This is a genomic window from Ruegeria sp. A4, assembly GCF_056543025.1.
This window is the reverse complement of the sequence record NZ_JBQGAW010000006.1, coordinates 167,467-189,424: the sequence shown is the minus strand read 5'-3', so window position 1 is coordinate 189,424 and position 21,958 is coordinate 167,467. Positions and strand designations below refer to the sequence as shown.

The window sequence follows — 21,958 nt, the reverse complement described above, 5'->3', positions numbered from 1 at the left end:
TTTGAACTGCCTGAAACCCTTCTGTAATCTGACCGCTATCGGAAAAACTGGATGCAAAACCCCATGAAACATACCTTTCTGGCCGCAACACTTCTGGCTTTGTGGGCTTTTGTACTGGCGCTTCCGGTCAGCGTTTCAGCGCAAACATCCTTGATTCCGGGATACAACGCGGACAGTTCGTCTGCGTCTACGCAGGAAAGCGACTTGGCTGCCGCAATTCGCGCCGCCAGCGAAGCCGGGGCCAGTGTGATCGTCATCGACAGCGCCGGGCAGGTTGTGACAACAGCCGGCGGCACGGATGCGGGCACGAATGATGCGGCGGGCGATTCGAACAATCCCATGGGTGAGGGATCGCAGCTGATGAAGGCGCAGGAGCGGTTCTCGAAATTCCGTGAGTCCATGCAATCACGGCTTGAGGCGCTGCCGTATTCGGTGTTCGAAGTGAAGTATATCCTGCGCCAGACCAGTCCGGACGGTCGCATTCAGACCTATGTGGAAGTTCTGGGCTGGAACATCCTGTTCCTGTTGTTGGGGCGCTGGCTGTCTATCGAGATATACGGGAAACGCATCGCGCGCCGCTGGGTCGTGGCGCGGATCAAGGATGAACCGCAGGGTTACCGAGAAAAGATGCCCTTCCTTCTGTTCCGGTTCCTGATGGGGATCGGAGCGACGATATTTGCCATGCTCATGGCCCTGATCGTCGGATATCTGTTTTTTGGCGAAGCGGACGATATCTCGATCCAGTTCACGGTCACGGCGATCTTCACGGCGTTCTTCCTGTCGCGCACGGTGTCCGATCTTTGGCGGATGGTATTGTCACCTTACCTGAGTCAATACCGGCTGCCACCGTTCTCGGACCGGGACGCCAAGCGGCTGTATCTGTGGGCTTCGGCACTCGCGACCTATGACATCACGGTTGTCCTGTTTTCGACCTGGGTTGCGGATTTCGGGCTGAACTACAACGTCTACGCCATGGTCTATGGCTGCCTTACAATGGTGGGCGCTTTCGGCAATATTCTGATGATCCTGTTCAATGCCAGGGCCATTTCAAATGCAATCCGGGGCGGAAGAGCGCCGGATCAGGTCTCGTGGTTGTTGCGGTTCGTATCCTTCGGCTGGGCGCCTGCACTGATCGTCTATGTCGTGTTCAGCTGGTTCCGTCTGGCGGTTGATCTTGCACTGGAGAACCCAACGCCGCTGCCGCTGATCGCAAGCAGCTATATGATCTTCATGTCCGTCGTCGTTGCCTATGGCGCGATGAACTACGTGCTGGAACGGTATTTTGACCGTTCGCGCAAGATCAACGAGATAAACGAAGAAACCGCTGCTGCCGAAGCGGATGCCGAGCCCGTGGAAACGCCCGAGGCAGAACAGCGCAAACAGTATCTTCTGACCTATGAGGATCTGGCGCGCCGGGTAGCTGGAATTCTGGCCTTTGTGATTGGTGTCTATGCCCTTGTGGTGATTTGGTACCCCGATGCGGACTGGAGCGAGGACCTGCCAGTTGCACGCGTGCTGGATGTAATGGTCATCATCTTCATCGGCTACATTCTGTTTCATTTCTTTCGCATCTGGATCGACAGCAAGATAGCGGAAGAAGTCGATGATGGCACCGAGGCCGAACTGGGCGATGAGGGCGGGGAAGGCGGGCAAAGCCGGCTAGCGACGCTGCTGCCATTGTTCCGCGGCGCAATTCTGGCCGTTGTGGTCGTGACCATCATGCTGATCGTTCTCATGGAACTTGGTATCAATGTCAGCCCGCTGTTTGCCGGTGCCGGTGTGGTTGGTCTGGCTGTCGGTTTCGGATCTCAAACACTGGTGCGAGACATCTTTTCCGGGGCGTTTTTCCTGATGGACGATGCCTTTCGGAAGGGTGAGTACATCGATATCGGAGACGTCAAGGGAACGGTCGAGAAGATCTCGGTCCGGTCCTTCCAACTGCGTCACCATCTTGGCGCGCTGAACACGATTCCTTTTGGCGAAATCAAGGTTCTGACGAACTATTCCCGTGACTGGGTGATCATGAAACTGCCGCTGCGCGTGACCTATGACACGGACGTGGAAAAGGTGCGAAAGCTGATCAAGAAGCTGGGGCAGGAGTTGCTGAGCGATCCCGTGATCGGCGAAAACTTCATACAGCCGCTGAAGTCCCAGGGCGTGATCGAAATGCAGGATTCAGCGATGATCATCCGGGTCAAGTTCATGACCAAACCGGGCGATCAGTGGCTGGTACGCAAGAAGGTCTATCAGGAAATTCGCGAATTGTTCGCGCGGGAAGGCATCAAATTCGCGCATCGCGAAGTCACCGTCAGGTTGGCGGACGGCAAAGAGGCCGATGACCTGACGCCGAAACAGCGTGAGGCGGTAACAGGCGCGGTGCAGGCCGCGATCGATGAGGATTACCTGGACGATATCGGCCCTGGGGGCGATGATCGATAGGGGTGCTCCCGTCGCTTTGGACTGCGTCTTTGACGAGACGCCACCCAATGCGTTGGGCCCGGCCGCGCGTCTTGCGCGGCGCATGGTCAGTTGGCGTCGAGCGGCCAGACAGGTTCCGAACTGCCCAGTTTCGACGCGGGCAAATCCCAGCGCATCGTCGCTTCGCCGACTCTCAGCGCAGGGTTGAGGCGATGGCCCGGCCCCCAGCCGGACGCCTCTGTCGCCGTGCCGTAATCCGTTGTTGCCGGGCTGATGGGCGCGGATTGTGCTTCGTCTTTGCCGAGCACGGCCAGAAGTTCGGCGGTGCGCGCCAGAGAGAGATGCGCGTGCATGATGGAATTGCCTGATGCGGCCTCGGCCAGTGCGGACAGGACGGCAGCAGCCATCAGATAGCCGGTCGCGTGGTCCAGAGCCTGAACCGGCAACGGGGTCGGCTTGTCCGCGTTCGCCCACCCCATCCCGGCATGGGCGATACCCGCGCTCATCTGGACAAGGCTGTCAAAGCCGCGCCGGGTCGACCAGGGCCCTTGCCAGCCATAGGCATCCAGCGTGACTTCGATCCGGTTCGGAGCCAGCTCGTCACGTTTGGCGCGGGTCAGACCCAGTGCATCCAGCGCGCCGGGCCGATAACCGTGTACGAACACATCCGCCTGAGCCAGCAACCCATGCAATCGTTCAAGGCCGGTTTCGGATTTCAGGTCAAGATAGGCGCAGCGCTTTCCCAGCGATATGTCGGGGATCACCCCCGGTTCATCCCAGCCAGGCGGGTCGATGCGCAAAACCTCGGCTCCGAACCCTGCAAGCGTTCGGGTAGAAACCGGGCCGGCCAGAACGCGCGTCAGATCCAGCACCCGCAACCCGGACAGAGGCCGATCAGCGGTGGCCCGAGGTCTGTCGCGCAGATTGACATAGCGCGGTCCCTGCCATCCGATCAAAGGGTCGCGCGACACGGCGCGGCCTTGTGGGTGATCAAGCCATTCCGTCCGGCTGCGCATGGCAGCGGCCACCCCACCTACGGCGACAACTGCCGTTTCCAGATCCGATATCGCCCAAGACCTGACGGCTTTTGCCACGGCTTCACGCTCTGGCCGGGTGCCAAGGACTTTCAACGCGGCAGAGCGATGGCGGGGCAGGTTTGTGTGCAGCCTGATCCAGCCATCAGCGGCTTTGTAGTCGCCCGCGACCGCATCCCACAAACTGGGCATGTCCCAACCTTCCGGTTTGAAGGAATAGCCGAACCACAGAGATGCCAGCCGATGATCGATCGAGACTTCGGGTGCCTTCGCGGACAGGTTGATCGCCTGGATCAGCCGGGCCATTTCCTGCCCCACGGCTGCGAAACTGGCGGTGGCCAGTTCGGAAACGGCAAAGGCGCTTGGCAGCATACCGGCGCCGACCCTGTGATAGCTGCCGGCAGCGGGAAGCGTGGCAAGAAGACTCATTGCTGATAGGGGTCGAGACTGTCGCGCAGCCCGTCACCAAGGAAGTTGAACGCCAACACCACGACAATGATCGGCAGCATCGGGATTGCCGTCCAGGGATAGATCTCGATCGACGCGAGGTTCTGCGCGTCATTCAGCATCACGCCCCAACTGACCGCGGGTGCGCGCAGGCCGAGGCCAAGAAAGCTGAGCGCCGTTTCCCCCAGGATCATGGCTGGGATCGACAATGTGGCCGATGCAATCAGGTGCGACATGAAGTTGGGCAGCAGGTGCTTGCGGATCACACGGCCCGAACTTGCGCCCATCATCTCGGCGGCTCTGACATATTCCTCTTCCCGCAAAGACAGGAATTTCGCGCGAACCGAGCGCGCCAGGCCCGGCCAGTCCAAGATGCCCAGAATGATCGAAATGATAAAGAACACCGCGACCGGGCTCCAGTTCGAAGGCACGGCGGCAGAAAGGGCCAGCCACAGCGGCAGTTCCGGCAACGAACGCAGGATTTCGATGACACGGTTGATGGTCCAGTCGATACGTCCGCCGAAATAGCCGGCCATCGAACCGAACAGGATGCCAAGAAAGAAGGACACCGAGATACCGATCAGACCCACCGTCAAAGACAGCTGCGCGCCATAGAGAATACGGCTGAAGATGTCTCGGCCCAGACGGTCGGATCCCCACAGGAACAGCGTTGTTCCCTCTGGCGGGCAGAACAGATGCGTGTCCGACGGTATGAAACCGGCCAGCTTGTATTCAGAGCCCTCGCAGAAGAACCGGATCGGGCGCGGGTCTTCGGTGTCGGGGACAAACTTCCATTGGAAGGTTTCAAGATCCGCCTCGGCGACGATCGGATAGACATGTGGGCCGATGAACTCACCCTCGTGAAACCAGTTTACCGATTGTGGTGGCGCGTACAGGTGCTCTCCGTTTCGGTCATTTGGCCCGTAAGGCGCAATAAACCCGGCAAAGGGCAGCATCAGATAGCAAAACAGCAGGAAAATGCCCGAGATCAGGCCCAGCTTGTGGGTTTTGAACTTGCGCCAGACCAGAACCCAGTTGGGGGCATCCAGATCGGCGCGTTCCAGCTGTTGAATCGAGGCCTGCGGATCAAACGGCGCGTCATCGACATAGCGGTTGTCAGGACGATCAGTCATGCCTCGCGCCCCTCATACCGAATGCGCGGATCCAGCATCACCAGCAGGATATCCGAAATCATCGTGCCGATCAGCGTCAGCAGGGCGACGAACATCAGGATGAACGCGGACAGGAATTGATCCTGCGTCTTCAAAGCAGTCAGCAGAGTAGGACCAATGGTTTGCAGGCCCAGAACGACCGATACCAGAACCGAGCCGGACACCATCGACGGCAGCAGGTTGCCGATATCGGCGACAAAGGGGTTGAAGGCCACCCGCAGCGGATACTTGGTCAGCATCCGTGACGGGGCCATGCCCTTCGCGATGGCGGTTTCCACATAGGGTTTGCCGAGTTCGTCCAGCATGTTCGCGCGCAGACGCTGCATCATCGCCGATGCGCCTGAAGTGCCGATGACGAAGGTTGGTACGATCAGGTGGACGAGGATGGATTTCAGTTTCTCCCAACTCATCGGCTGGCCTTCGAAACTCGGATCCATCAAGCCCCCGATCGGCAGGTTGAAATACTGGTGGCCATAGTAGAACAGGATCAGCGCCAGCAAAAAGTTCGGCGTTGCCAGCCCCAGATACCCCACGAAGGCCGAGGTATAGTCGATCCAGGTCCGGGACCGCGCGGCGGCGATAACGCCCAGCGGCAATGCGACGGCATAAACAAACAGGATCGCAGCCAGATTGACCACAACCGTCAACCAAAGCGTGTCGCCGACGATTTCGGAAACGGGACGGTCGAATTCAAAGGACCACCCGTAATTGCCCTGGATCAACCCCGAAAACCCGTGCGGTCCGGGCCAGAATCCCATCCAGATCAGGTATTGTTCCCACATCGGACGGTCCAGAGCGTATTCAGCGCGCAGGAACTCTGCCTTTGCGACACCTGCCGACTGGCCCGAGGCCTGAAGTTCAGCGATCTGGTTGCTCAGATAGTCGCCGGGCGGAAGGTTGATGATTACAAAAACCAGAACCGAGACCACCAACAAAGTCAGCAGCATCGTGAAAAAGCGATACACCACGTAGCGCAGCATGATCATTTAGCTGCTCCTGCTCAGTCGGCGAAAAAGAACTCGTCCGGGCGGTGAATGCCGAAATGTGCACCGGGTTCCCAGGCCCACATAGCCTGTTCCGGAACATTTCGCAGGCGGTTTGACACCACAATGGGCTGGGGGGCGCCGTTCAGGATGCCTATTGCATAGACCTGATCGGCATGGATTTTCAACATCTCGGTCCAGACAGCTGCGCGTTCTTCATCGGTCGTGGCGATTTGCCATTCATGCGCCAATTCCATCAGGCGCTGCGCCTCTGGCATGTCGGGGGCTTCACCCGCTTCGCCACCGGTCTGATAGTGCTGCCCCCATTTTGGCCAGGCCAGGAACACCTGATCTGTCGGGGCCAGATAAGCCGGGGACGTATGCGCCTGCGGAATACCATCATCCCAACCGAACCAGACGGACGCCATGGAATTGCCCGCGAAAACGCGGTTGCGCAGGATGTCCCTGTCCAGCGGGCGCATGACCAGTTTGACACCGATTTCACGCCAGGTATCGGTTACGATCTGAAGCGCGTTTTCGACTTCCTGCCGCTCACCTGCGGTTTCGATTACCAGCTCCATTGGGCGACCGTCAGGCAACAGGCGGATGCCGTTCTTGTCGCGCTGATCCAGACCAGCCTCATCCAAAAGCGCATTGGCCTGATCCACATCGTATTGCGCCCAGGCCGCAGCGTTTTCTTCACTGTAGAAGGGCGAGGCGGGAAGAACCGAGTTCGCGGCGGGGTGCGCGAGTTTGAAGTAAAGCGCCTGGTTGATGGTCTGCCGGTCGATGGCCAGCGACAAGGCGCGCCGCACGCGAACGTCCCTCAGTACATCGCGCCAGACATCATCAGAAAAGTTCAGGTTCGGGTAGATCGCGATCTGCGAGGCCACGCCGGTTTTCCACAACAGCGTTTTGTATCTGCCTTGTGCTTCGCCTTTCTTGAGGATCGACGCGTCTCGGAAGGCAAGGCCACGGCCTTGCAGGTCGCTTTCACCGGCGTTGGTCTTGGCGGCAACAAGACCGGGGGCGACGATCTCCATCTCGACCACGTCAATATAGGGAAGTTGCACCCCCTTGCTGTCGATCCGGTGATAATAGGGGTTGCGCACAAAGTTGTGACGGATTTTCTTGCCCGAACTTGCGTTCAGCCATGGCTGCAACGTGGGAAGTTCGTGGTTGTCGAACTTGTAAAGATTATCCAGCTTGTTGTGCAGCGCCGCCCAGCTTTTAACCCGGGCATCTTCAACCTGAAAGGCAAGCTCTTCCGCGTCCGCGTATTTCTCGTGATACTGTTTCAGAAACGCGGCCGGCCGGTAAATAAACGGCGGTCGTGCTTGTGCCAGAGATTGCAGGAAGTTCGGGTTCGGGTCGTCCCATTCGAAGATCACGGTGGTCTCATCGGGAAACGTGACCGTGGGCAATTTACCTTCGACGATCAGAAAATCGGGTGGGCCTGACGGGCTGAGCAACTCGTTGTTGGCGACGTCTTCCCACCAATAGCGGAAGTCTTCCGAGGTAAAGGGTGAGCCGTCCGACCACTTGTGCCCTTCGCGCAGTTTCAGGGTAAATTTGCGATTGCCCTCGTTTTCATACGAGGCCAGCAGGTCGGGTACCAATTCGTAATCTTGGTTGAACCCAACCAACCTTGCATAGCCATAGACAACCATCTGCCGGATATCTTTGGATCGCGTGACCATGGTGCGCAGAGTGCCACCCGGTTTCCCGAATTCTCTTCCTTTTGCGGCCAGATCCACAATCAGAGGGTCCTTGGGCAAACGCTCCTGCACTGGCGGAAGATTGCCGCTTTCAACCTCGGCGCTCCAGAAGGCGCTTTCCTGAGGTGTTGGGATTGTATCTGCCGCCGCGGGCAGGATCCCTGAAAACGCCAGCATAGCAGCCAGCAGCAGAGGGCGAATGGTATTAAACATGGCAACGTACCTTATGGCCCGGTTCCAATTCCACCAATGAGGGTATCACGGTGTCCGAGAAACGAAAGGCTTCATCCCAACTGTCCGGCGCGCCGGCACCCAGAGAAACCAATTGAAGGTCAATCGGGCGATTGATGTCGGGTTCGGGTTGAGCGGCAATCAGCGCCTTGGTGTATGGATGGCGCGGATTGTAGAAAAGAGTTTCGGGCGGTGCCTGTTCGACGATCAGACCCCGCCTCATGACGGCAACTTCGTCAGCGATCCGTGCGACAACGGCCAGATCATGTGAGATGAACAGGTAGGACAGGTTCAGACTGTCTTGCAGGTTTTCCAGCAAGGTCAGGATCTGTTCCTGAACAGACACATCCAATGCCGATGTGGGTTCGTCGCACACGATCAACTGCGGGTCCAGCATCATGGCCCGCGCCACGGAAAGGCGCTGTCGCTGCCCTCCGGAAAACGCGTGCGGATAGCGTTTGAGCATATCACCCGTCAGGCCGACGCGCTGCAACATCTCGGCGGCCTTGTCCCGCTGTTCGGCTGTTGTGCCGATGCGGTGGATTTCCAGAGGTTCGGTCATGGCGTCCTGAATGCGCATCCGGGGGCTGAGCGAACTGTAAGGGTCCTGAAACACCATCTGCGCCTTGCGCTGAAACGCCGTGCGCTGGGCTCGGGTCATGTTGTGCACCGTGATCGGGTCGGCGTCGGGGGCGGTACGAAACAGGACTTCACCACCGGGGTCGGGCAATTCAGCCCCCAGGGCGATGCGGGCCGCCGTCGTCTTTCCCGATCCGCTTTCACCGACAATTGCCAAAGTCTTGCCGCGCGCCAGGTTCAGGTCGACACCTCGGCAGGCATAGATTGCTTTGTCGGACTGCCATCCTTTGCTGGACCGCATGGTGTAGGTCTTGGACACATCCTTCATCTGAAGGATCAGATCCGTGTCGGGCATCGGTATACCCACCGCATCCTGATCCGGTATTTCCGGCGCGGCATCAAACAGCTGCTTGGTATACGGGTGTGCGGGCGCGGTCAGGATCGGGGCGGCGGGGCCGGCCTCCATGATACGTCCCTTGTGCATGACGACGACCCGCTCGGCCATGTTGGCGACGACACCCAGATCATGAGTCACCAGAATGAGCGCCATGCCGGTTTCACGCTGCAACTCCTTGATCAGGCCCAGAACCTGCGCCTGCGTGGTCACATCCAGTGCGGTGGTCGGTTCGTCCGCGATCAGCAATTCGGGTTTGGACACCATGGCCATGGCGATCATGGCGCGTTGGCGCATACCGCCGGACAACTCGAAAGGGTAGGAGTCATAGGCGCGCTGTGGATCAGGGAACCCGACGCGTTCGAACTGCGTCAGGACCTTTTTGCGTGCCGCGGACTCGGACAGCCCACGATGCAACCACAAAACCTCGCTGACCTGATTGCCGATCTTGTGCAGCGGGGACAGCGATCTCATGGGTTCCTGAAAGATCATTGAAACCCGATTGCCGCGGATGTCGCGCAATTCACGCTCAGACACTGTGGTAAGCTCGCACATGCCCTTGGAATCGTTCAGGGTAATCGTGCCGCTTCGAATCTGCGCCGTGCGGGGCAGGATACGTAAGGCTGCGCGGCATGTGATTGTTTTTCCCGATCCCGATTCACCGACCAGGGCAAGCGTCTGTCCGGCTTGGACATCGAAGTTCACATCCGTGACCACGGAATTGCCCGTACCAAAGCCGATGCTGAGGTCTCTTACGGACAACAACGCGCTCATGCGGGTTTTCCACCCGTTTGACCGTTCGATGACATCGGTTACTTCAACTCCCCGTGATTTTTTGTTCAGTGTCGCGCGGTTCCGCCCGTCTAGTCAAACCCGTTCTTGGGCCGAAATGTCGCGAAATCGTGAAACTATGGGCTTCGTCGCTACACAAAGTCTTGAGATTTTGCCATCAAGGACGGCATCGGGCGCATTTATGCTCTCGAATGGTATCAAGGAGATATTTTCCGGTGTCCGAGAATCAAAGCCGTCTGGATCTGTTCATCGATCGCATGGTGTCTCAGCGCGCTTGTCTGGATCACGCAATTCGGCACACTGCGGGCATGACAGGTCCGGTGTTCGAATTGGGTTTGGGCAACGGGCGTACGTATCACCATCTTGTGCAGCACATGGATGGCCGCCCGGTCTATGTGTTCGAACGCGCGGTGGCTTCGCACCCCGACTCGACCCCGCCCGAAGATCGCGTGATTCTGGGCGACGTCCGGGATACCCTGCCTGCATCGGTTGAACGGTTCGGTGCGTCAGCCAGCCTGATCCACGCGGATCTTGGCGGGCACAATCGCGAAAAGAATGACAAATTCGCGCGGTTTGTATCTCCGCTCATCGAGCCTTTGCTTGCTCCGGGCGGGCTGATGGTCTCAAGTGATCGGATGTATTTCGAAGGGCTGACCGAGATGCCGTTGCCCGAAGGCGCCGTCGAAGGGCGCTGTTTCATATATCGCCGCTGACCGAAAAGGAGTAACGGCATGATTTTTTACGATTGCTCCACTGCTCCAAGCCCTCGTCGCGCGCGGATGTTCATTGCCGAAAAAGGGTTGAATATCGAAACGCGTGAGGTCTCGATTGCGAAAGGTGAACAGTTGAGCGAAGCCTTTCGCGCCGTGAACCCGCAGGCCACGATCCCGGTTCTGGTAACGGATGACGGAACCGTTCTGACGGAAAATCTGGGCATTGCGGCATTTCTGGAGGCACAGTTTCCGGAACCGCCTTTGATGGGCCGAACCCCCGAGGAAAAAGGTTTGGTTCTGATGTGGAACGCGATCGTCGAACATCAGGGCGGGGCGCCGATTGCCGAGGCTTTGCGCAACGGCCATCCCGCCTTCAAGGATCGCGCCATTCCGGGCCCCTCCAATCATGCGCAGATCCCCGAACTTGCGCAGCGCGGGCGCGAGCGTGTGGCATCCTTCTTTGAAATGCTGGAATCACGTCTGACGGAAAGCCCTTTTGTGGCCAGTGACGCGTTTTCCCTGGCGGATATCTCGGCATTCGTTTTTGTCGATTTCGCCCGCGTCATCAAGATGCGTATCCCGGAAGACAACGCGGCCACCCTGGCGTGGTTTCGAGCCATCCAATCTCGTCCAAGCGCAAGTCTGTAAACCTGCCGAACCGTGCCGTGTTGCGTTGTGATCGGCACTGTACAGAAATGTCTAGACAGATGTGAACAGTGCCACTAGCGTCTCCTCAGATTCTGTTCAGGGGAGGTCGGGATGAAATCCCAATATCGCGTCGTGGTCATCGGAGGAGGCGTTGTCGGGGCCTCGGTTCTGTATCACCTGGCCAAGTTTGGCTGGTCGGATGTCGTCATGTTGGAGCGGCGGCGGCTGGCGTCTGGGTCGTCCTGGCACGCAGCGGGGGGCATTCATGCTTTGAATGCCGATCCGAACATGGCGTCTTTGCAGGCCTATACCATTGATCTGCTCAGCGAGATCGAGAAGGAATCAGGCCAGAATATCGGCCTGCACATGACCGGTGGTCTGACGCTGGCGGGAACCCCCGAGCGGTGGGAGTGGTTGCAGGCCAATTACCGTATCTTCCAGTCCATCGGCATTGATGACTGTGAACTGCTGAGCCCTGAAGAGGCGCAGAAACGCTGCCCGATCATGTCCACCGATGGCATTCTGGGCGCGATGTGGGCCGACCGCGAAGGCTATATCGACACCACAGGCACCGTGCAGGCCTATGCCACAGCCGCGAAAAAGCGCGGGGCGGAATACTATGAAGAAACCAAGGTCGAGGAACTGATCCAGACGGCGGATGGCTGGCAGGTGGTGACCGACAGGGGCACGATCACTTGCGAACATGTGGTCAACGCCGCCGGTTTGTGGGCCAAGCAGGTGGGGCGCATGGCTGGGGTCGAACTGCCGGTTTCTCCGCTGAAACACCATTACCTGATCACCGACACGGTGCCCGAGGTCGCGGCGGCCGATTTCGAGATGCCGATGACCGTGGACCTCGAGGGCTTCACCTATATGCGGCAGGACCAGAAGGGCGTTCTGGTGGGCATCTACGAGGTGGATCACGAACACTGGGCCATGGACGGCGCGCCGTGGAACTATGGCGAAGAGCTTTTCCAGGAACAGCTGGACCGCATCGAAAACGAACTGACGCTGGGGTTCGAACGCTATCCGGCGATCCAGAACGTGGGCATCAAGACATGGGTGAACGGCGCGTTCACCTTCTCGCCCGACGGCAACCCTCTGGTCGGTCCGGTGCCGGGCAAGCGCGGCTATTGGACCGCCTGCGCGGTGATGGCCGGGTTTCTGCAAGGCGGCGGCGTCGGCAAGACGCTGGCCGAATGGATGATCCATGGCGAGCCCGAGGCCGACGCCTGGCCGATGGACGTGGCGCGCTATGGCGACTATGCCCAGAACAAGCGCTATATCCGCGAGACGACCGGGCAGTTCTATTCCCGCCGCTTCGTGATGACCTATCCGAACGAGCAACTGCCCGCCGGGCGGCCTCTTAAAATGGCACCGGCGCATGATGCGATGACCGAGGCAGGGTGCAAATGGGGCGTCAGCTGGGATCTTGAAGTACCGCTTTATTTCGCGCCGAAAGGGTTCGAGGAAACCCCGACGCTCAAGCGTTCGAACGCGCATGACATCGTGGCCGAGGAATGCAAAGTGATCCGCGAAGGTGCGGGCTTGCTGGATATTACGGGCTTTTCGCGGTTCGAGGTTTCAGGTCCGAACGCAGAAGCCTGGCTGGATATGGTAATGGCGTCCAAGCTCCCCGGCCCAGGCCGTGCGAAACTGGCCCCGATGTTGAGTGAGGATGGACGCCTGAAGGGCGATCTGACGGTGCTGAACTGGGGCGACGGGACCTGGTGGATCATGGGCAGTTACTACCTGCGGGCCTGGCATATGCGCTGGTTCGACGATCACGTGATGGATGGCGTCAATATCCGTGATTTGGGCGAGGAATATTGCGGCTTTGCCGTGGTTGGGCCGAAGTCACAGGCGGTTGTGGAAAAACTGGCGGAACAGGATATCTCGGGCCTGAAGTTCATGGGGTGCGGCGATTTCGATATCGGCCTCGTGCGCGCCCGCGTCGCCCGCATGTCGGTGACCGGAGAAAAGGGGTACGAGATCAACTGCCGCTATGGCGACCATATCAAGCTGCGCCGCATCCTGCTGGAAGCAGGGGCCGAGGAAGGCATCCGCGAATGTGGCTTCAACGCGATGCTGTCAACACGGCTTGAAAAAAGCTTTGGCATCTGGTCGGCAGAGTTCACGCAGGCCTATACACCGGGCATGACCGGAATGGATCGCTGGATCGACTGGGACAAGGACTTTGTTGGAAAGGCGGGCGCGCTTGCCGAACGTGACGGCAACGGCCCCGCGCAAATTCAGGCGACACTGGAAATTGATGCACTGGATGCAGATGCCAGCGGATACGAACCGGTCTGGGCCAATGGCGAGCGCGTTGGCTTCGTAACCTCGGGCGGCTACGGGCATTATACCGGCAAGTCTTTGGCGATGGCCCTGATCGATCGGGACAAGGCGGAACCGGGCACGGAACTGTCCGTCCACGTGGTGGGCGTTGAACGTCCGGCGCGTGTGATCGCGCCGTCGCCTTATGACCCCGAAGGCAAAGCGATGCGAGGCTGATCATGACTGTTGCAGAGCGCGGGCGCCGACGGCGGGGGCGGGGGGCTGAAGCCGCCCCGCAGCCCGGTCGCGATGTGAACTATCGCCAGCTCAGGAACCCTTTCCCACAGATGGAAGTGTTCCCGGCCGATCAGATCGCGGACATGCATGACACCGCCTTGCGGACACTGGAAGAGTTGGGGGTAAAGACCCTGCTGCCCGAGGCGCGGAAACTGTTCAAACAGGGCGGCGCGCGGGTGGATGAAGACACTGAGATGGTGTTTATCGGGCGCGAGATGGTTGAAGCCGCAGTCGCGTCAGCGCCCAAATCCATCGCCTGTCGCGCCGGCTCGCGGCGTCGCGATTTTACGCTCGAACTGGGCGCGCTGGTGTTTCAACCCGGAGCCGGCGCGCCGAACGCAACCGACCTTGAGCGTGGTCGGCGCCCGGCGACAGGTCAGGATTATCTGGAGTTCCTTAAGCTCACCCATCATTTCGACGTGTTCCAGATGATTTCGCCACAGGTCGAGCCGCAGGATGTGCCGACCCATCTGCGCCATTACTTCACGACTCGGGCGCAGATGGAACTGACGGACAAGTTTCCGTTCTTCTTTTCGCGTGGAACCCCGCAGGTGATGGACTGCTTTGAGATGCTGAGCACGGCACGCGGTCTTTCGGATGATGCGTTCCGGGGTCATGCGCATTGCTATACGATCATCAACACCAACAGCCCGCGCACATTGGATATCCCGATGGCGCAAGGTCTGATCGACTTTGCCCGCCACGGTCAGATGTCGATCATCACACCCTTTACCCTGATGGGCGCGATGGCGCCGATCACCGTGGCCGGGGCGATCACCTTGTCTCATGCCGAGGCCCTTGCCGCGCTGACTTTGACCCAACTTGCCAATCCTGGTGCGCCGGTCTGTTATGGCACGTTCACCAGTAACGTGGACATGAAGTCCGGCGCGCCCGCCTTTGGGACGCCGTCGCATTTTCAGGCATCGCTGGCTGCCGGTCAACTGGCGCGGCATCTTGGTTTGCCCTGGCGGTCGGCTGCCGGATCGGCGTCAAACACCAACGACGTACAGGCCGCAAACGAGAACCAGTTTGGCCTTTGGGGATGCCTTATGGCCGGCGCAACGGTGATCATCCACTCCGCAGGCTGGTTGGAAGGCGGGTTGACGGTTTCCTTCGAAAAGCTGGTCTGCGATGCGGAAGTGCTGAATATGGTCGCCGAACTGTGCGCAGGTGCGCGGGCAGGGCCGTCCGAGATCGGGTTCGAAACTGCATTGAGCGAGGTTGAACCCAGTGGCCACTTCTTTGCATCAAGCCAGACGATGGAGCGCTATAATACTGAGTTCTATCAACCGCATGTCCATGACTACGCCAATTTCGGCACCTGGGCCGAACGCGGGTCGGTGGACGCGAACCATCGGGCAACGGATGTTTGGAAAGGCATTCTGAACGACTTTCAGGCGCCCGCTGTCGACAATGATCGGACAGGTGATTTACATGACTTCATTGCCCGTCGTACCGCCGAGGGCGGTGCCCCACCGGAGAGTTGAATGAGCCCGAAACCGATCCTTCATCGCGATGACCCCGAGGCCGAACCATTGATCGGCAACATCAAGGTCACGCGCGACGACTGGCTGAACGTGGCGATGGATGTGCTGATTTCGGACGGGGTGGACCAGATAAAGGTCCTGAACCTGGCTGAACGGATGGCAGTATCGCGGTCGTCGTTCTATTGGTACTTCAAATCCCGGCAAGAGTTGCTGGATGCATTGCTGGCGCGTTGGCAGGCCACCAACACAGCCGCTTTGGTCGCGCAGGCCGAAGCACCGGCCGAGACGATAACGGCGGCCGTCTGCAACGTTCATCGGTGCGTGGTGAACACAGATTTGTTCGATACGGCGCTGGATTTTGCAGTACGTGACTGGGCGCGAAAATCAGGCAAGGTGCGGCGTATGCTGGACCAGTCGGACGCCCGCAGGCTGGAAGCCCTGCACGCCATGTTCGCCCGCTACGGCTATTCCGAGATCGAAGCCGAAACCCGGGCGCGCGTGCTGTATTACATGCAGATCGGTTATGATCTGGCGCAATTGAACGAACCTATCGAGATGCGGCTGTCGATGGTGCCGCATTACCTTTACGCCTTCACAGGTGTCGAGCCGAAACCCGAGGAAGTTGAAGAATTCAGCGCGTATTCCCTGCGCTTTTGGAAAGGAAACCAGACATGAGCCAACCAGACGCAATCATCATCGGTACTGGCGTGATCGGCGCGGCCATTGCGTTCGAGATGTCCAAGGCGGGATGGAAAACCCTGTCATTGGACCGGAATTCTCAGGTCGGGCACGGTTCTACCGCGGGGTCCTGCGCAATTATCCGGATGCATTATTCCACATTCGATGGAACCGCGTTTGCCTGGGAAGGCTACCACTACTGGCGCGACTGGGCCGCGTATCTTGGCTTGCCGGAAGACGCCAACCTTGCGCAGTTCCGCGAAACCGGCTGTCTGGTCATGAAAACCGAGGCGAACGGGATGCTGGAAAAACACATGCGCAATTCGTCCGAGCTGAATTGCCCGTTCGAAGAATGGTCAGATGAAAAAGTGCTGGAACGCTTGCCGGTCTATTCGCTGGACAGCTTTGCCCCCGCGCGCCGTATGGACGATCCTGAATTCGGCCAACCCAACGGGCGCAAAATGACGGGCGGGGTGTACTGGCCTCAAGCGGGTTATGTCACCGACCCGGCCCTGTCGGCCCAGAACCTTATGGATGCCGCGAAACTGCATGGGGCCGAGGTGCGCACCGGCGCTGAAGTCACGGAAATCCTGACCGAGGGCGGGCGCGTTTCCGGCGTCAAGCTGGCTTCGGGCGAGGAAATCCACGCCAAGGTTGTGGTCAATGTGGCAGGACCTGGTTCGTCCATCATCAACAAGATGGCCGGCGTTCTGGACGATATGACCATCAAAACCCGGCCCTTGCGGCAAGAGGTCGTGCACGTTCCAGCCCCTGAAGGGTTCGATTTTGAACACGACGGAACCATCGTTTCGGACAGTGACATTGCCTGCTATTGCCGCCCGGAACACGGCAATCACATCCTTGTCGGATCTGAGGATCCGGAATGTGATCCGCATCAGTGGTGCGAGGACGATGTGAACTACAATCGTGAATTCACCGATCAATGGACCACGCAGGCCATGCGGTATGCGCAGCGTGTGCCCAGCCTTGGCATTCCATCAAAAACGCGGGGTGTGGTTGACCTGTATGATGCTTCGACCGACTGGATTCCGATCTATGACAAATCCAGCCTGCCGGGGTTCTACATGGCCTGTGGTTCAAGCGGAAACCAATACAAGAATGCGCCGATTGCGGGCAAGATGATGGCGGCACTGATCGACTACTGTGAAGGTGGCGCCGATCACGACGCGAAACCGTTGCAGTTCGAATTGCCATACATCAAGCGGACAATCGACGTGGGCTTCTACTCGCGCAAACGCCCGATCAATGAGGAAAGCAGTTTCTCGGTTCTGGGCTAGTCGCGTTTCGCAAACGGTCTATGTCGTGTGGGGCTGTCAACAAGCCCGGCCCTGACATGACCGACCGAAAGACAACCGTATTGATCCTTGGCAGCGCCCCATCGGCGCTGGAGGCGCGGGCATGGTCGCGCGCGCCTTTCACGCATATCGTCGCCATCAACAACGCATGGCGCATCCGAGAAGACTGGGACTACCTGATCCACCCCGAAGACTTCCCGGCAGAGCGCCGCCCTGGAAAAGTTCTTAGCACTCAACACATAGTCACTGCCGACGAATACGTCCCAAGACAGAATGACTATGGCGGGTTCGTCTATGCTGGCGGAACGATGGCTTTCACGGCAGGTTATTGGGCTTTGTCAGCCCTGAAGCCGGATGTTCTGGCTTTTTCCGGTTGCGACATGATGTATTCAGGATCGGGGCGAACACATTTTTACGGAAGTGGCACGGCGGACCCTTTGCGAGAAGACGTGACACTGCGTTCGCTTGAAGCGAAGGCCGCTCGACTGGGTCTTTTTGCAGCCGCTCAGGGGTGCAGAACCGTACGGTTGTCCAGCGCGCCAAGCCGGCTGGTGTTTCCATCCGTCAACATATCTGACCTGACGGCCGCGCCGCTTCCCGATATTGCAGTCATGCACAATGTGCAGCGAATGGAAGATGATCTTGGATATTATGTAGCCTCGGGTCGGTATTGGGAAGTTGAACACCGGTTCGACCCTGCTGCGATTGACGCATTGGATCGGATGTGGCTAAGGGCCTATCGGCATGCCGTATCGGAGAACGCGGCCTGACACCGTCAAGCGGCGGCGAAGGTAACCCAGGCCCAAACCATCGCAACATAAGTTAGGTTGTGCATCAACTGATCCAAACCTGCGGCGCGCCAAAAAGCGGGTTGCGTTGGCTCAAGTCGCTTTTTGTCTGAATAGCTGGCCTTGATGAAATCGATATTGAAATGGATGAACCATTCCAGCGCCCCGACAATCAGAATAAAAGACAACGGCGCGCCGAACACCAAAAAAACGACGACAGAACCCACAACATGCACAGCGGCATGTTGCGCGCGTCCCAAGTGAAAATACTCACCCCGACCGGAAAGCATCTTCGGTGTCTGGAGGTAGTAGTCAGCGAACATATGCTTGATCAACAAAAGACAAAGCATAAGAAACACTGCGCCAATACTGGCAGTCAAAAGAACCCTCCCGATATCGTTCTGCCGCCAACATTAGGCAATAAAACGGGCACGCGTAAATGAACTAGTTCACATTCGGTCAAGAAATTTTCCAAAAGGGAAAAATTTGCTTATCCTGTCTGGATGATATTTGATTCATGCTGTTGAAATTGCATGCATTGCGTTTAATCCACGTCGAAGGTCAGCAGCAGGGGCAGGTTCCATAGAACGCACAATTTTCCGCTTTATCTGGAAATACTCCAAGCGCGAACAGCTGATCCTGCTGGCCGTGACGGCGACGCTGTTTCCTTTGCTGTACCTCACACTTGAGTTGCCAAAACGAATAATCAATGACGCGATCGGGTCGTCCACTTCTGAGGTGACGATCTGGGGCTATACCATGTCGCAGACCAATTTTCTGGTCGTTCTGTGCTTTGCCTTTCTGGCGGCCGTGCTGTGCCACGGCCTGATGAAAATGCGCATCAACACCATGAAGGGCGTGCTGAGTGAACGGATGCTGCGGCGCTTTCGCTATCAGTTGATCAGCCGGGCGTTGCGCTTTCCTCAACCCTATTTCGAGCGTGTAAGCCAAGGTGAAATGGTGTCAATGATCACCGCCGAAAGCGAGCCGATGGGCGGCCTGATGGGCGATGCGATCAGCCAGCCGGTTCTTCAGGCCGGCCAAATGATCACCATACTTTCCTTCCTGTTCCTGCAAAGTGTCTGGTTCGGGCTGGCCGCGGTGGCGCTGATACCCTTGCAGGCCTGGTTGATCCCCAAGCTGCAACGCCAGATCAACCTGCTGAACAAAAAACGCATTCAGGAGGTTCGGGTTCTGGCGGCGCAGATCGGCGAGAACGCAGCGGGCGCGTCCACCCTGCGGACCAATGGCGGCTGGCGTTTTCGCCGGTCGATGATCTCAGAGCAATTGGGACGCCTGTTCGGCATCCGTTTCGAGATCTATCAAAAGAAGTTTTTCATGAAATTCCTGAACAACTTCATCTCGCAGCTTACACCGTTCATGTTCTATCTGGTTGGTGGTCTGTTGGTGCTTCAGGGCTCGGTTTCACTGGGGGCGCTGGTTGCCGCATTGGCTGCGTACAAGGATCTCAGCTCACCTTGGAAGGAACTGCTGACCTATTACAACCAGACCCAGGACATGTCGCTGCGCTGGGATGTGGTTCTTGACCGTTTTGCCCCGGCCGGAATGCATGATGAAACCTTGTTCAAAGGTGAACCTACCGAGTGGCCGCACCTGAACGGCAACATCGTGCTGGACCACGTTTCGGTGCGTGACATGGATGGCAATCAGGTGCTCGATGATCTGGACCTCAGTTTTCCTGCCGGAAAGACAATTGGGATCGCCGCCCCCAGCGAGGAAGATCGACGCGCCATCGGCGAATTGCTGACACGGGAAATACGTCCAAGTGCTGGCCAGGTTCGGATCGGAGATCTGAAACTGGCCGAGTTGCATCAGGCGGTTGTCGCCGCGCGTATCGGGTATGTCACATCACGCCCCGTCATGTTTCAGGGTACGCTGGGCGACAACGTGATGATGCCGATGCGGTTCAAACCGCTGACTGACCCGTCGGACGATCCGGATTTTCTTGAAACTCTGAGGGCGGGCAACAGTGCCGATCCGTTCCGGGCGGAATGGCTGGACCCAACTCTGGCCGGCTTTCAGGACGCCGCAGAACTGCGTGCCTGGTGGTTGCAGTTGATTGATGGAATGCGGTTTGGCGCGGCGCTGTTCCAACGGGGCGCCGAACAAAGTTTCGATGCGGCCAAGCATTGTGAACTGGCAAAGAAGCTGATCGAGCTGCGCCCGGTCGTGCAGCAGGCCGTTCGGGATGCCGGGCTGGAACAACAGGCGCTTGTCTTCGACCGGAATACCTATAACGCAGCCCTGCCTGTGGCTGAAAATCTGCTGTTCGCAACGCCACGTGTACCTGTGACACAAGCTTTGCTTGCGCAGCAAAAGGTCTTTCTTGGACAGTTGCGTGAACTGGGGCTGGACGAGACATTGATCGCGTTGACACGCGATGTGATCGACATGCTGCGCCAGATCTTCGGGATCGATGGAACCGACCACCCGTTGTTCCAAAAGCTTGGTCTTGATGCAAAAACCTATGAAATTGCAGTGGATCTGGTGGACCAGACCCGCAAAGAAGGTTCGGACGGGCTGGATGACGAACAGCTTGCCAACATGTTGGCGGTGCCATTTGTGATCTCTGCCGAACAGATCGGACCTGCGTTCACGGATGAACTGAAGGATCGCATCCTCGAACTCCGGCACAGCCATTCCGAGAAACTGATGGAGCGTTTGCAAGACGTCTTCGTCCCATTGGATCCGAACGTCTTTGCGCCCGGATTGACGGTCATGGAAAACGCGCTGTTCGGTAAAGTCAGCCAGATTGGCGGTTCCCGTTCGGACGAAGCCCGCAAGGTGATTGTCGATGTGCTGGCTGAAAACGGCGCGCGCCCATTGGTCACAGAGCTGATCTATGATGTGCAGGTTGCTTTGGGCGGTCAGAATCTTCCGGCGGTATTTGCCGAACCCTTGGCCTTTACCCGTGCGACGATCAAGAAACCTGACATCCTGATTCTGGAAAATGCGCTGGCCAGCTACGACATGAAAACGCAGGTGGCGGTCTATAAACGGCTTCGTGAACTGCTGCCGGACACCACTGTTGTCTATCTGAATGATCAGTTCGAAAACCCCGGTGCATTCGACATGTATGTGGAAATCCGGCAAGGTCGTGTGGTCTCGGACGGAGGGCCTGTGGAGGTGGAGGAAGACAGTGCAGCATCGGCGGATTTGACGCGGAAACTGCGCGCTCTGGAACAAACCCCGTTGTTTTCGGGCCTGGATCGGCGGCAGCTGCGCCTGCTGGCCTTTGGTGCGCGCTGGTTTGATGCCGAGCCAGGGCAGGTGGTGTTCTTGAAAGATGACCAACCCACCGACGGTGCCTATGTGGTGCTGGAGGGCGAAGCAGGTCTGTACCTGCCGCAAGAACAGGGGCCTGACCAATTGATCACCAAAGTCGGGCCTGGTGCTTTGGTCGGAGAGTTGGGCCTGATCAGAAAAGAACCGCGTGCGCTGAGCATGGTGGCGGAAACCAAGCTTTCCTGCTTGCGGATCGGTGAAGAAGAATTCCTTGCCGTTGTGGAAAACGACGCGGCGACCGCATTCAAGCTGTTGCAGGTGATCGCCGGCTATGTGTCCAATTAGCGATCAGCAGTCCGTGTTGCAGAACAAATCATAAAGCAGACGGATCACTTTTTCCGTGGCGCCGTCGCGCAATGAATAATAGATCGTTTTGCCTTCCCGACGCGTCGAGACCAACTCTTCCTCGCGCAGGCGCGCCAGCATCTGGCTGACTGCGGCCTGCCGCAGCTGAAGCAGCTCTTCAAGTTGGCCAACGGATTTTTCACCACCACCAAGATGGCACAAGATCATCAGACGCCCCTCGTGCGCCAGTGTTTTAAGAAATGCAGCCGCGCGTGCAGCATTGTCTTTCATGTCCGGCAGAGCGTCTGTTGGGTGTTCCTGAGGTTCGGTTTCGTTAAGTGCCACTTTCTGACCGTCATATCGCGTTTGTGCTGCCAATATGCATCAAGGCCATT

General features: G+C 58.2%; 16 protein-coding genes. 9 read left to right on the top strand and 7 right to left on the bottom strand.

What is annotated here, in order from left to right; translation table 11 throughout:
- Positions 1-63: 63 nt before the first annotated feature.
- On the top strand, positions 64-2,439 hold the full coding sequence (locus tag ACR0E2_RS16325) for a mechanosensitive ion channel domain-containing protein (protein ID WP_480447126.1): 2,376 nt from the start codon (positions 64-66) through the stop codon (positions 2,437-2,439).
- A gap of 86 nt (positions 2,440-2,525) precedes the next feature.
- Here the strand turns inward: ACR0E2_RS16325 and ACR0E2_RS16320 are convergent, their stop codons facing one another.
- From ACR0E2_RS16320 to ACR0E2_RS16300, 5 genes are read right to left on the bottom strand one after another with little or no spacing between them, the layout of a single operon-like run.
- On the bottom strand, positions 2,526-3,881 hold the full coding sequence (locus ACR0E2_RS16320; protein WP_480447125.1) for a CoA transferase: 1,356 nt from the start codon (positions 3,879-3,881) through the stop codon (positions 2,526-2,528).
- Positions 3,878-5,032, bottom strand: coding sequence for an ABC transporter permease (locus tag ACR0E2_RS16315; RefSeq protein WP_152457136.1), 1,155 nt, complete (start codon positions 5,030-5,032; stop codon positions 3,878-3,880). Before ACR0E2_RS16315 ends, ACR0E2_RS16320 begins: the two co-directional genes overlap by 4 nt.
- On the bottom strand, positions 5,029-6,057 hold the full coding sequence (locus tag ACR0E2_RS16310; RefSeq protein ID WP_171232652.1) for an ABC transporter permease: 1,029 nt from the start codon (positions 6,055-6,057) through the stop codon (positions 5,029-5,031). The genes ACR0E2_RS16315 and ACR0E2_RS16310 overlap by 4 nt, the downstream gene beginning before the upstream one ends.
- Before the next feature lie 14 nt (positions 6,058-6,071).
- Positions 6,072-7,985 carry an ABC transporter substrate-binding protein gene (locus tag ACR0E2_RS16305; RefSeq protein ID WP_480447124.1) on the bottom strand — a complete coding sequence of 638 codons (1,914 nt, stop codon included), beginning with the start codon at positions 7,983-7,985 and terminating at the stop codon, positions 6,072-6,074.
- Entirely contained in the window at positions 7,978-9,750 is a 1,773-nt protein-coding gene (locus ACR0E2_RS16300; RefSeq protein ID WP_480447123.1) for an ABC transporter ATP-binding protein, read from the bottom strand. The genes ACR0E2_RS16305 and ACR0E2_RS16300 overlap by 8 nt, the downstream gene beginning before the upstream one ends.
- Before the next feature lie 209 nt (positions 9,751-9,959).
- Here ACR0E2_RS16300 and ACR0E2_RS16295 point away from each other — a divergent pair, with 209 nt between their 5' ends.
- The 7 genes from ACR0E2_RS16295 (at position 9,960) to ACR0E2_RS16265 (ending at position 17,954) form a co-directional block, all read left to right on the top strand.
- Entirely contained in the window at positions 9,960-10,481 is a 522-nt protein-coding gene (locus ACR0E2_RS16295; protein WP_171636701.1) for a class I SAM-dependent methyltransferase, read from the top strand.
- Between the two features lie 18 nt (positions 10,482-10,499).
- The gene (locus tag ACR0E2_RS16290) at positions 10,500-11,129 is read left to right on the top strand and encodes a glutathione S-transferase family protein (RefSeq protein WP_480447122.1); all 630 of its coding nucleotides are present in this window, start codon (positions 10,500-10,502) and stop codon (positions 11,127-11,129) included.
- Between the two features lie 111 nt (positions 11,130-11,240).
- Positions 11,241-13,643 carry a GcvT family protein gene (locus tag ACR0E2_RS16285; protein ID WP_480447121.1) on the top strand — a complete coding sequence of 801 codons (2,403 nt, stop codon included), beginning with the start codon at positions 11,241-11,243 and terminating at the stop codon, positions 13,641-13,643.
- Positions 13,644-13,645: 2 nt separating this feature from the next.
- The gene (locus ACR0E2_RS16280; RefSeq protein ID WP_480447120.1) at positions 13,646-15,190 is read left to right on the top strand and encodes a trimethylamine methyltransferase family protein; all 1,545 of its coding nucleotides are present in this window, start codon (positions 13,646-13,648) and stop codon (positions 15,188-15,190) included.
- Positions 15,191-15,865, top strand: a complete 675-nt coding sequence (locus ACR0E2_RS16275) for a TetR/AcrR family transcriptional regulator (RefSeq protein ID WP_152457143.1) — start codon at positions 15,191-15,193, stop codon at positions 15,863-15,865.
- Positions 15,862-17,166: an NAD(P)/FAD-dependent oxidoreductase gene (locus tag ACR0E2_RS16270; RefSeq protein WP_480447119.1), complete on the top strand. Its 1,305-nt coding sequence runs from the start codon at positions 15,862-15,864 to the stop codon at positions 17,164-17,166. Before ACR0E2_RS16275 ends, ACR0E2_RS16270 begins: the two co-directional genes overlap by 4 nt.
- Before the next feature lie 56 nt (positions 17,167-17,222).
- On the top strand, positions 17,223-17,954 hold the full coding sequence (locus ACR0E2_RS16265) for a hypothetical protein (RefSeq protein WP_480447118.1): 732 nt from the start codon (positions 17,223-17,225) through the stop codon (positions 17,952-17,954).
- Positions 17,955-17,959: 5 nt separating this feature from the next.
- Here ACR0E2_RS16265 and ACR0E2_RS16260 read toward each other — a convergent pair whose 3' ends face one another.
- Entirely contained in the window at positions 17,960-18,322 is a 363-nt protein-coding gene (locus ACR0E2_RS16260) for a DUF3307 domain-containing protein (protein ID WP_371419740.1), read from the bottom strand.
- Between the two features lie 244 nt (positions 18,323-18,566).
- On the opposite strand from ACR0E2_RS16260, the gene ACR0E2_RS16255 reads away from it, so the two are divergent.
- Positions 18,567-21,563: a cyclic nucleotide-binding domain-containing protein gene (locus ACR0E2_RS16255; RefSeq protein ID WP_480447147.1), complete on the top strand. Its 2,997-nt coding sequence runs from the start codon at positions 18,567-18,569 to the stop codon at positions 21,561-21,563.
- A 3-nt stretch (positions 21,564-21,566) separates the two neighbouring features.
- Here the strand turns inward: ACR0E2_RS16255 and ACR0E2_RS16250 are convergent, their stop codons facing one another.
- Positions 21,567-21,854: an ArsR/SmtB family transcription factor gene (locus ACR0E2_RS16250; RefSeq protein WP_170345119.1), complete on the bottom strand. Its 288-nt coding sequence runs from the start codon at positions 21,852-21,854 to the stop codon at positions 21,567-21,569.
- Positions 21,855-21,958 lie beyond the last annotated feature (104 nt).

Coding starts and splice junctions, on each gene's coding strand:
- ACR0E2_RS16325 (WP_480447126.1), top strand. CDS start 64: ATGAAACATACCTTTCTGGCCGCAACACTTCTGGCTTTGTGGGCTTTT.
- ACR0E2_RS16320 (WP_480447125.1), bottom strand. CDS start 3,881: ATGAGTCTTCTTGCCACGCTTCCCGCTGCCGGCAGCTATCACAGGGTC.
- ACR0E2_RS16315 (WP_152457136.1), bottom strand. CDS start 5,032: ATGACTGATCGTCCTGACAACCGCTATGTCGATGACGCGCCGTTTGAT.
- ACR0E2_RS16310 (WP_171232652.1), bottom strand. CDS start 6,057: ATGATCATGCTGCGCTACGTGGTGTATCGCTTTTTCACGATGCTGCTG.
- ACR0E2_RS16305 (WP_480447124.1), bottom strand. CDS start 7,985: ATGTTTAATACCATTCGCCCTCTGCTGCTGGCTGCTATGCTGGCGTTT.
- ACR0E2_RS16300 (WP_480447123.1), bottom strand. CDS start 9,750: ATGAGCGCGTTGTTGTCCGTAAGAGACCTCAGCATCGGCTTTGGTACG.
- ACR0E2_RS16295 (WP_171636701.1), top strand. CDS start 9,960: ATGGTATCAAGGAGATATTTTCCGGTGTCCGAGAATCAAAGCCGTCTG.
- ACR0E2_RS16290 (WP_480447122.1), top strand. CDS start 10,500: ATGATTTTTTACGATTGCTCCACTGCTCCAAGCCCTCGTCGCGCGCGG.
- ACR0E2_RS16285 (WP_480447121.1), top strand. CDS start 11,241: ATGAAATCCCAATATCGCGTCGTGGTCATCGGAGGAGGCGTTGTCGGG.
- ACR0E2_RS16280 (WP_480447120.1), top strand. CDS start 13,646: ATGACTGTTGCAGAGCGCGGGCGCCGACGGCGGGGGCGGGGGGCTGAA.
- ACR0E2_RS16275 (WP_152457143.1), top strand. CDS start 15,191: ATGAGCCCGAAACCGATCCTTCATCGCGATGACCCCGAGGCCGAACCA.
- ACR0E2_RS16270 (WP_480447119.1), top strand. CDS start 15,862: ATGAGCCAACCAGACGCAATCATCATCGGTACTGGCGTGATCGGCGCG.
- ACR0E2_RS16265 (WP_480447118.1), top strand. CDS start 17,223: ATGACCGACCGAAAGACAACCGTATTGATCCTTGGCAGCGCCCCATCG.
- ACR0E2_RS16260 (WP_371419740.1), bottom strand. CDS start 18,322: ATGCTTTGTCTTTTGTTGATCAAGCATATGTTCGCTGACTACTACCTC.
- ACR0E2_RS16250 (WP_170345119.1), bottom strand. CDS start 21,854: ATGAAAGACAATGCTGCACGCGCGGCTGCATTTCTTAAAACACTGGCG.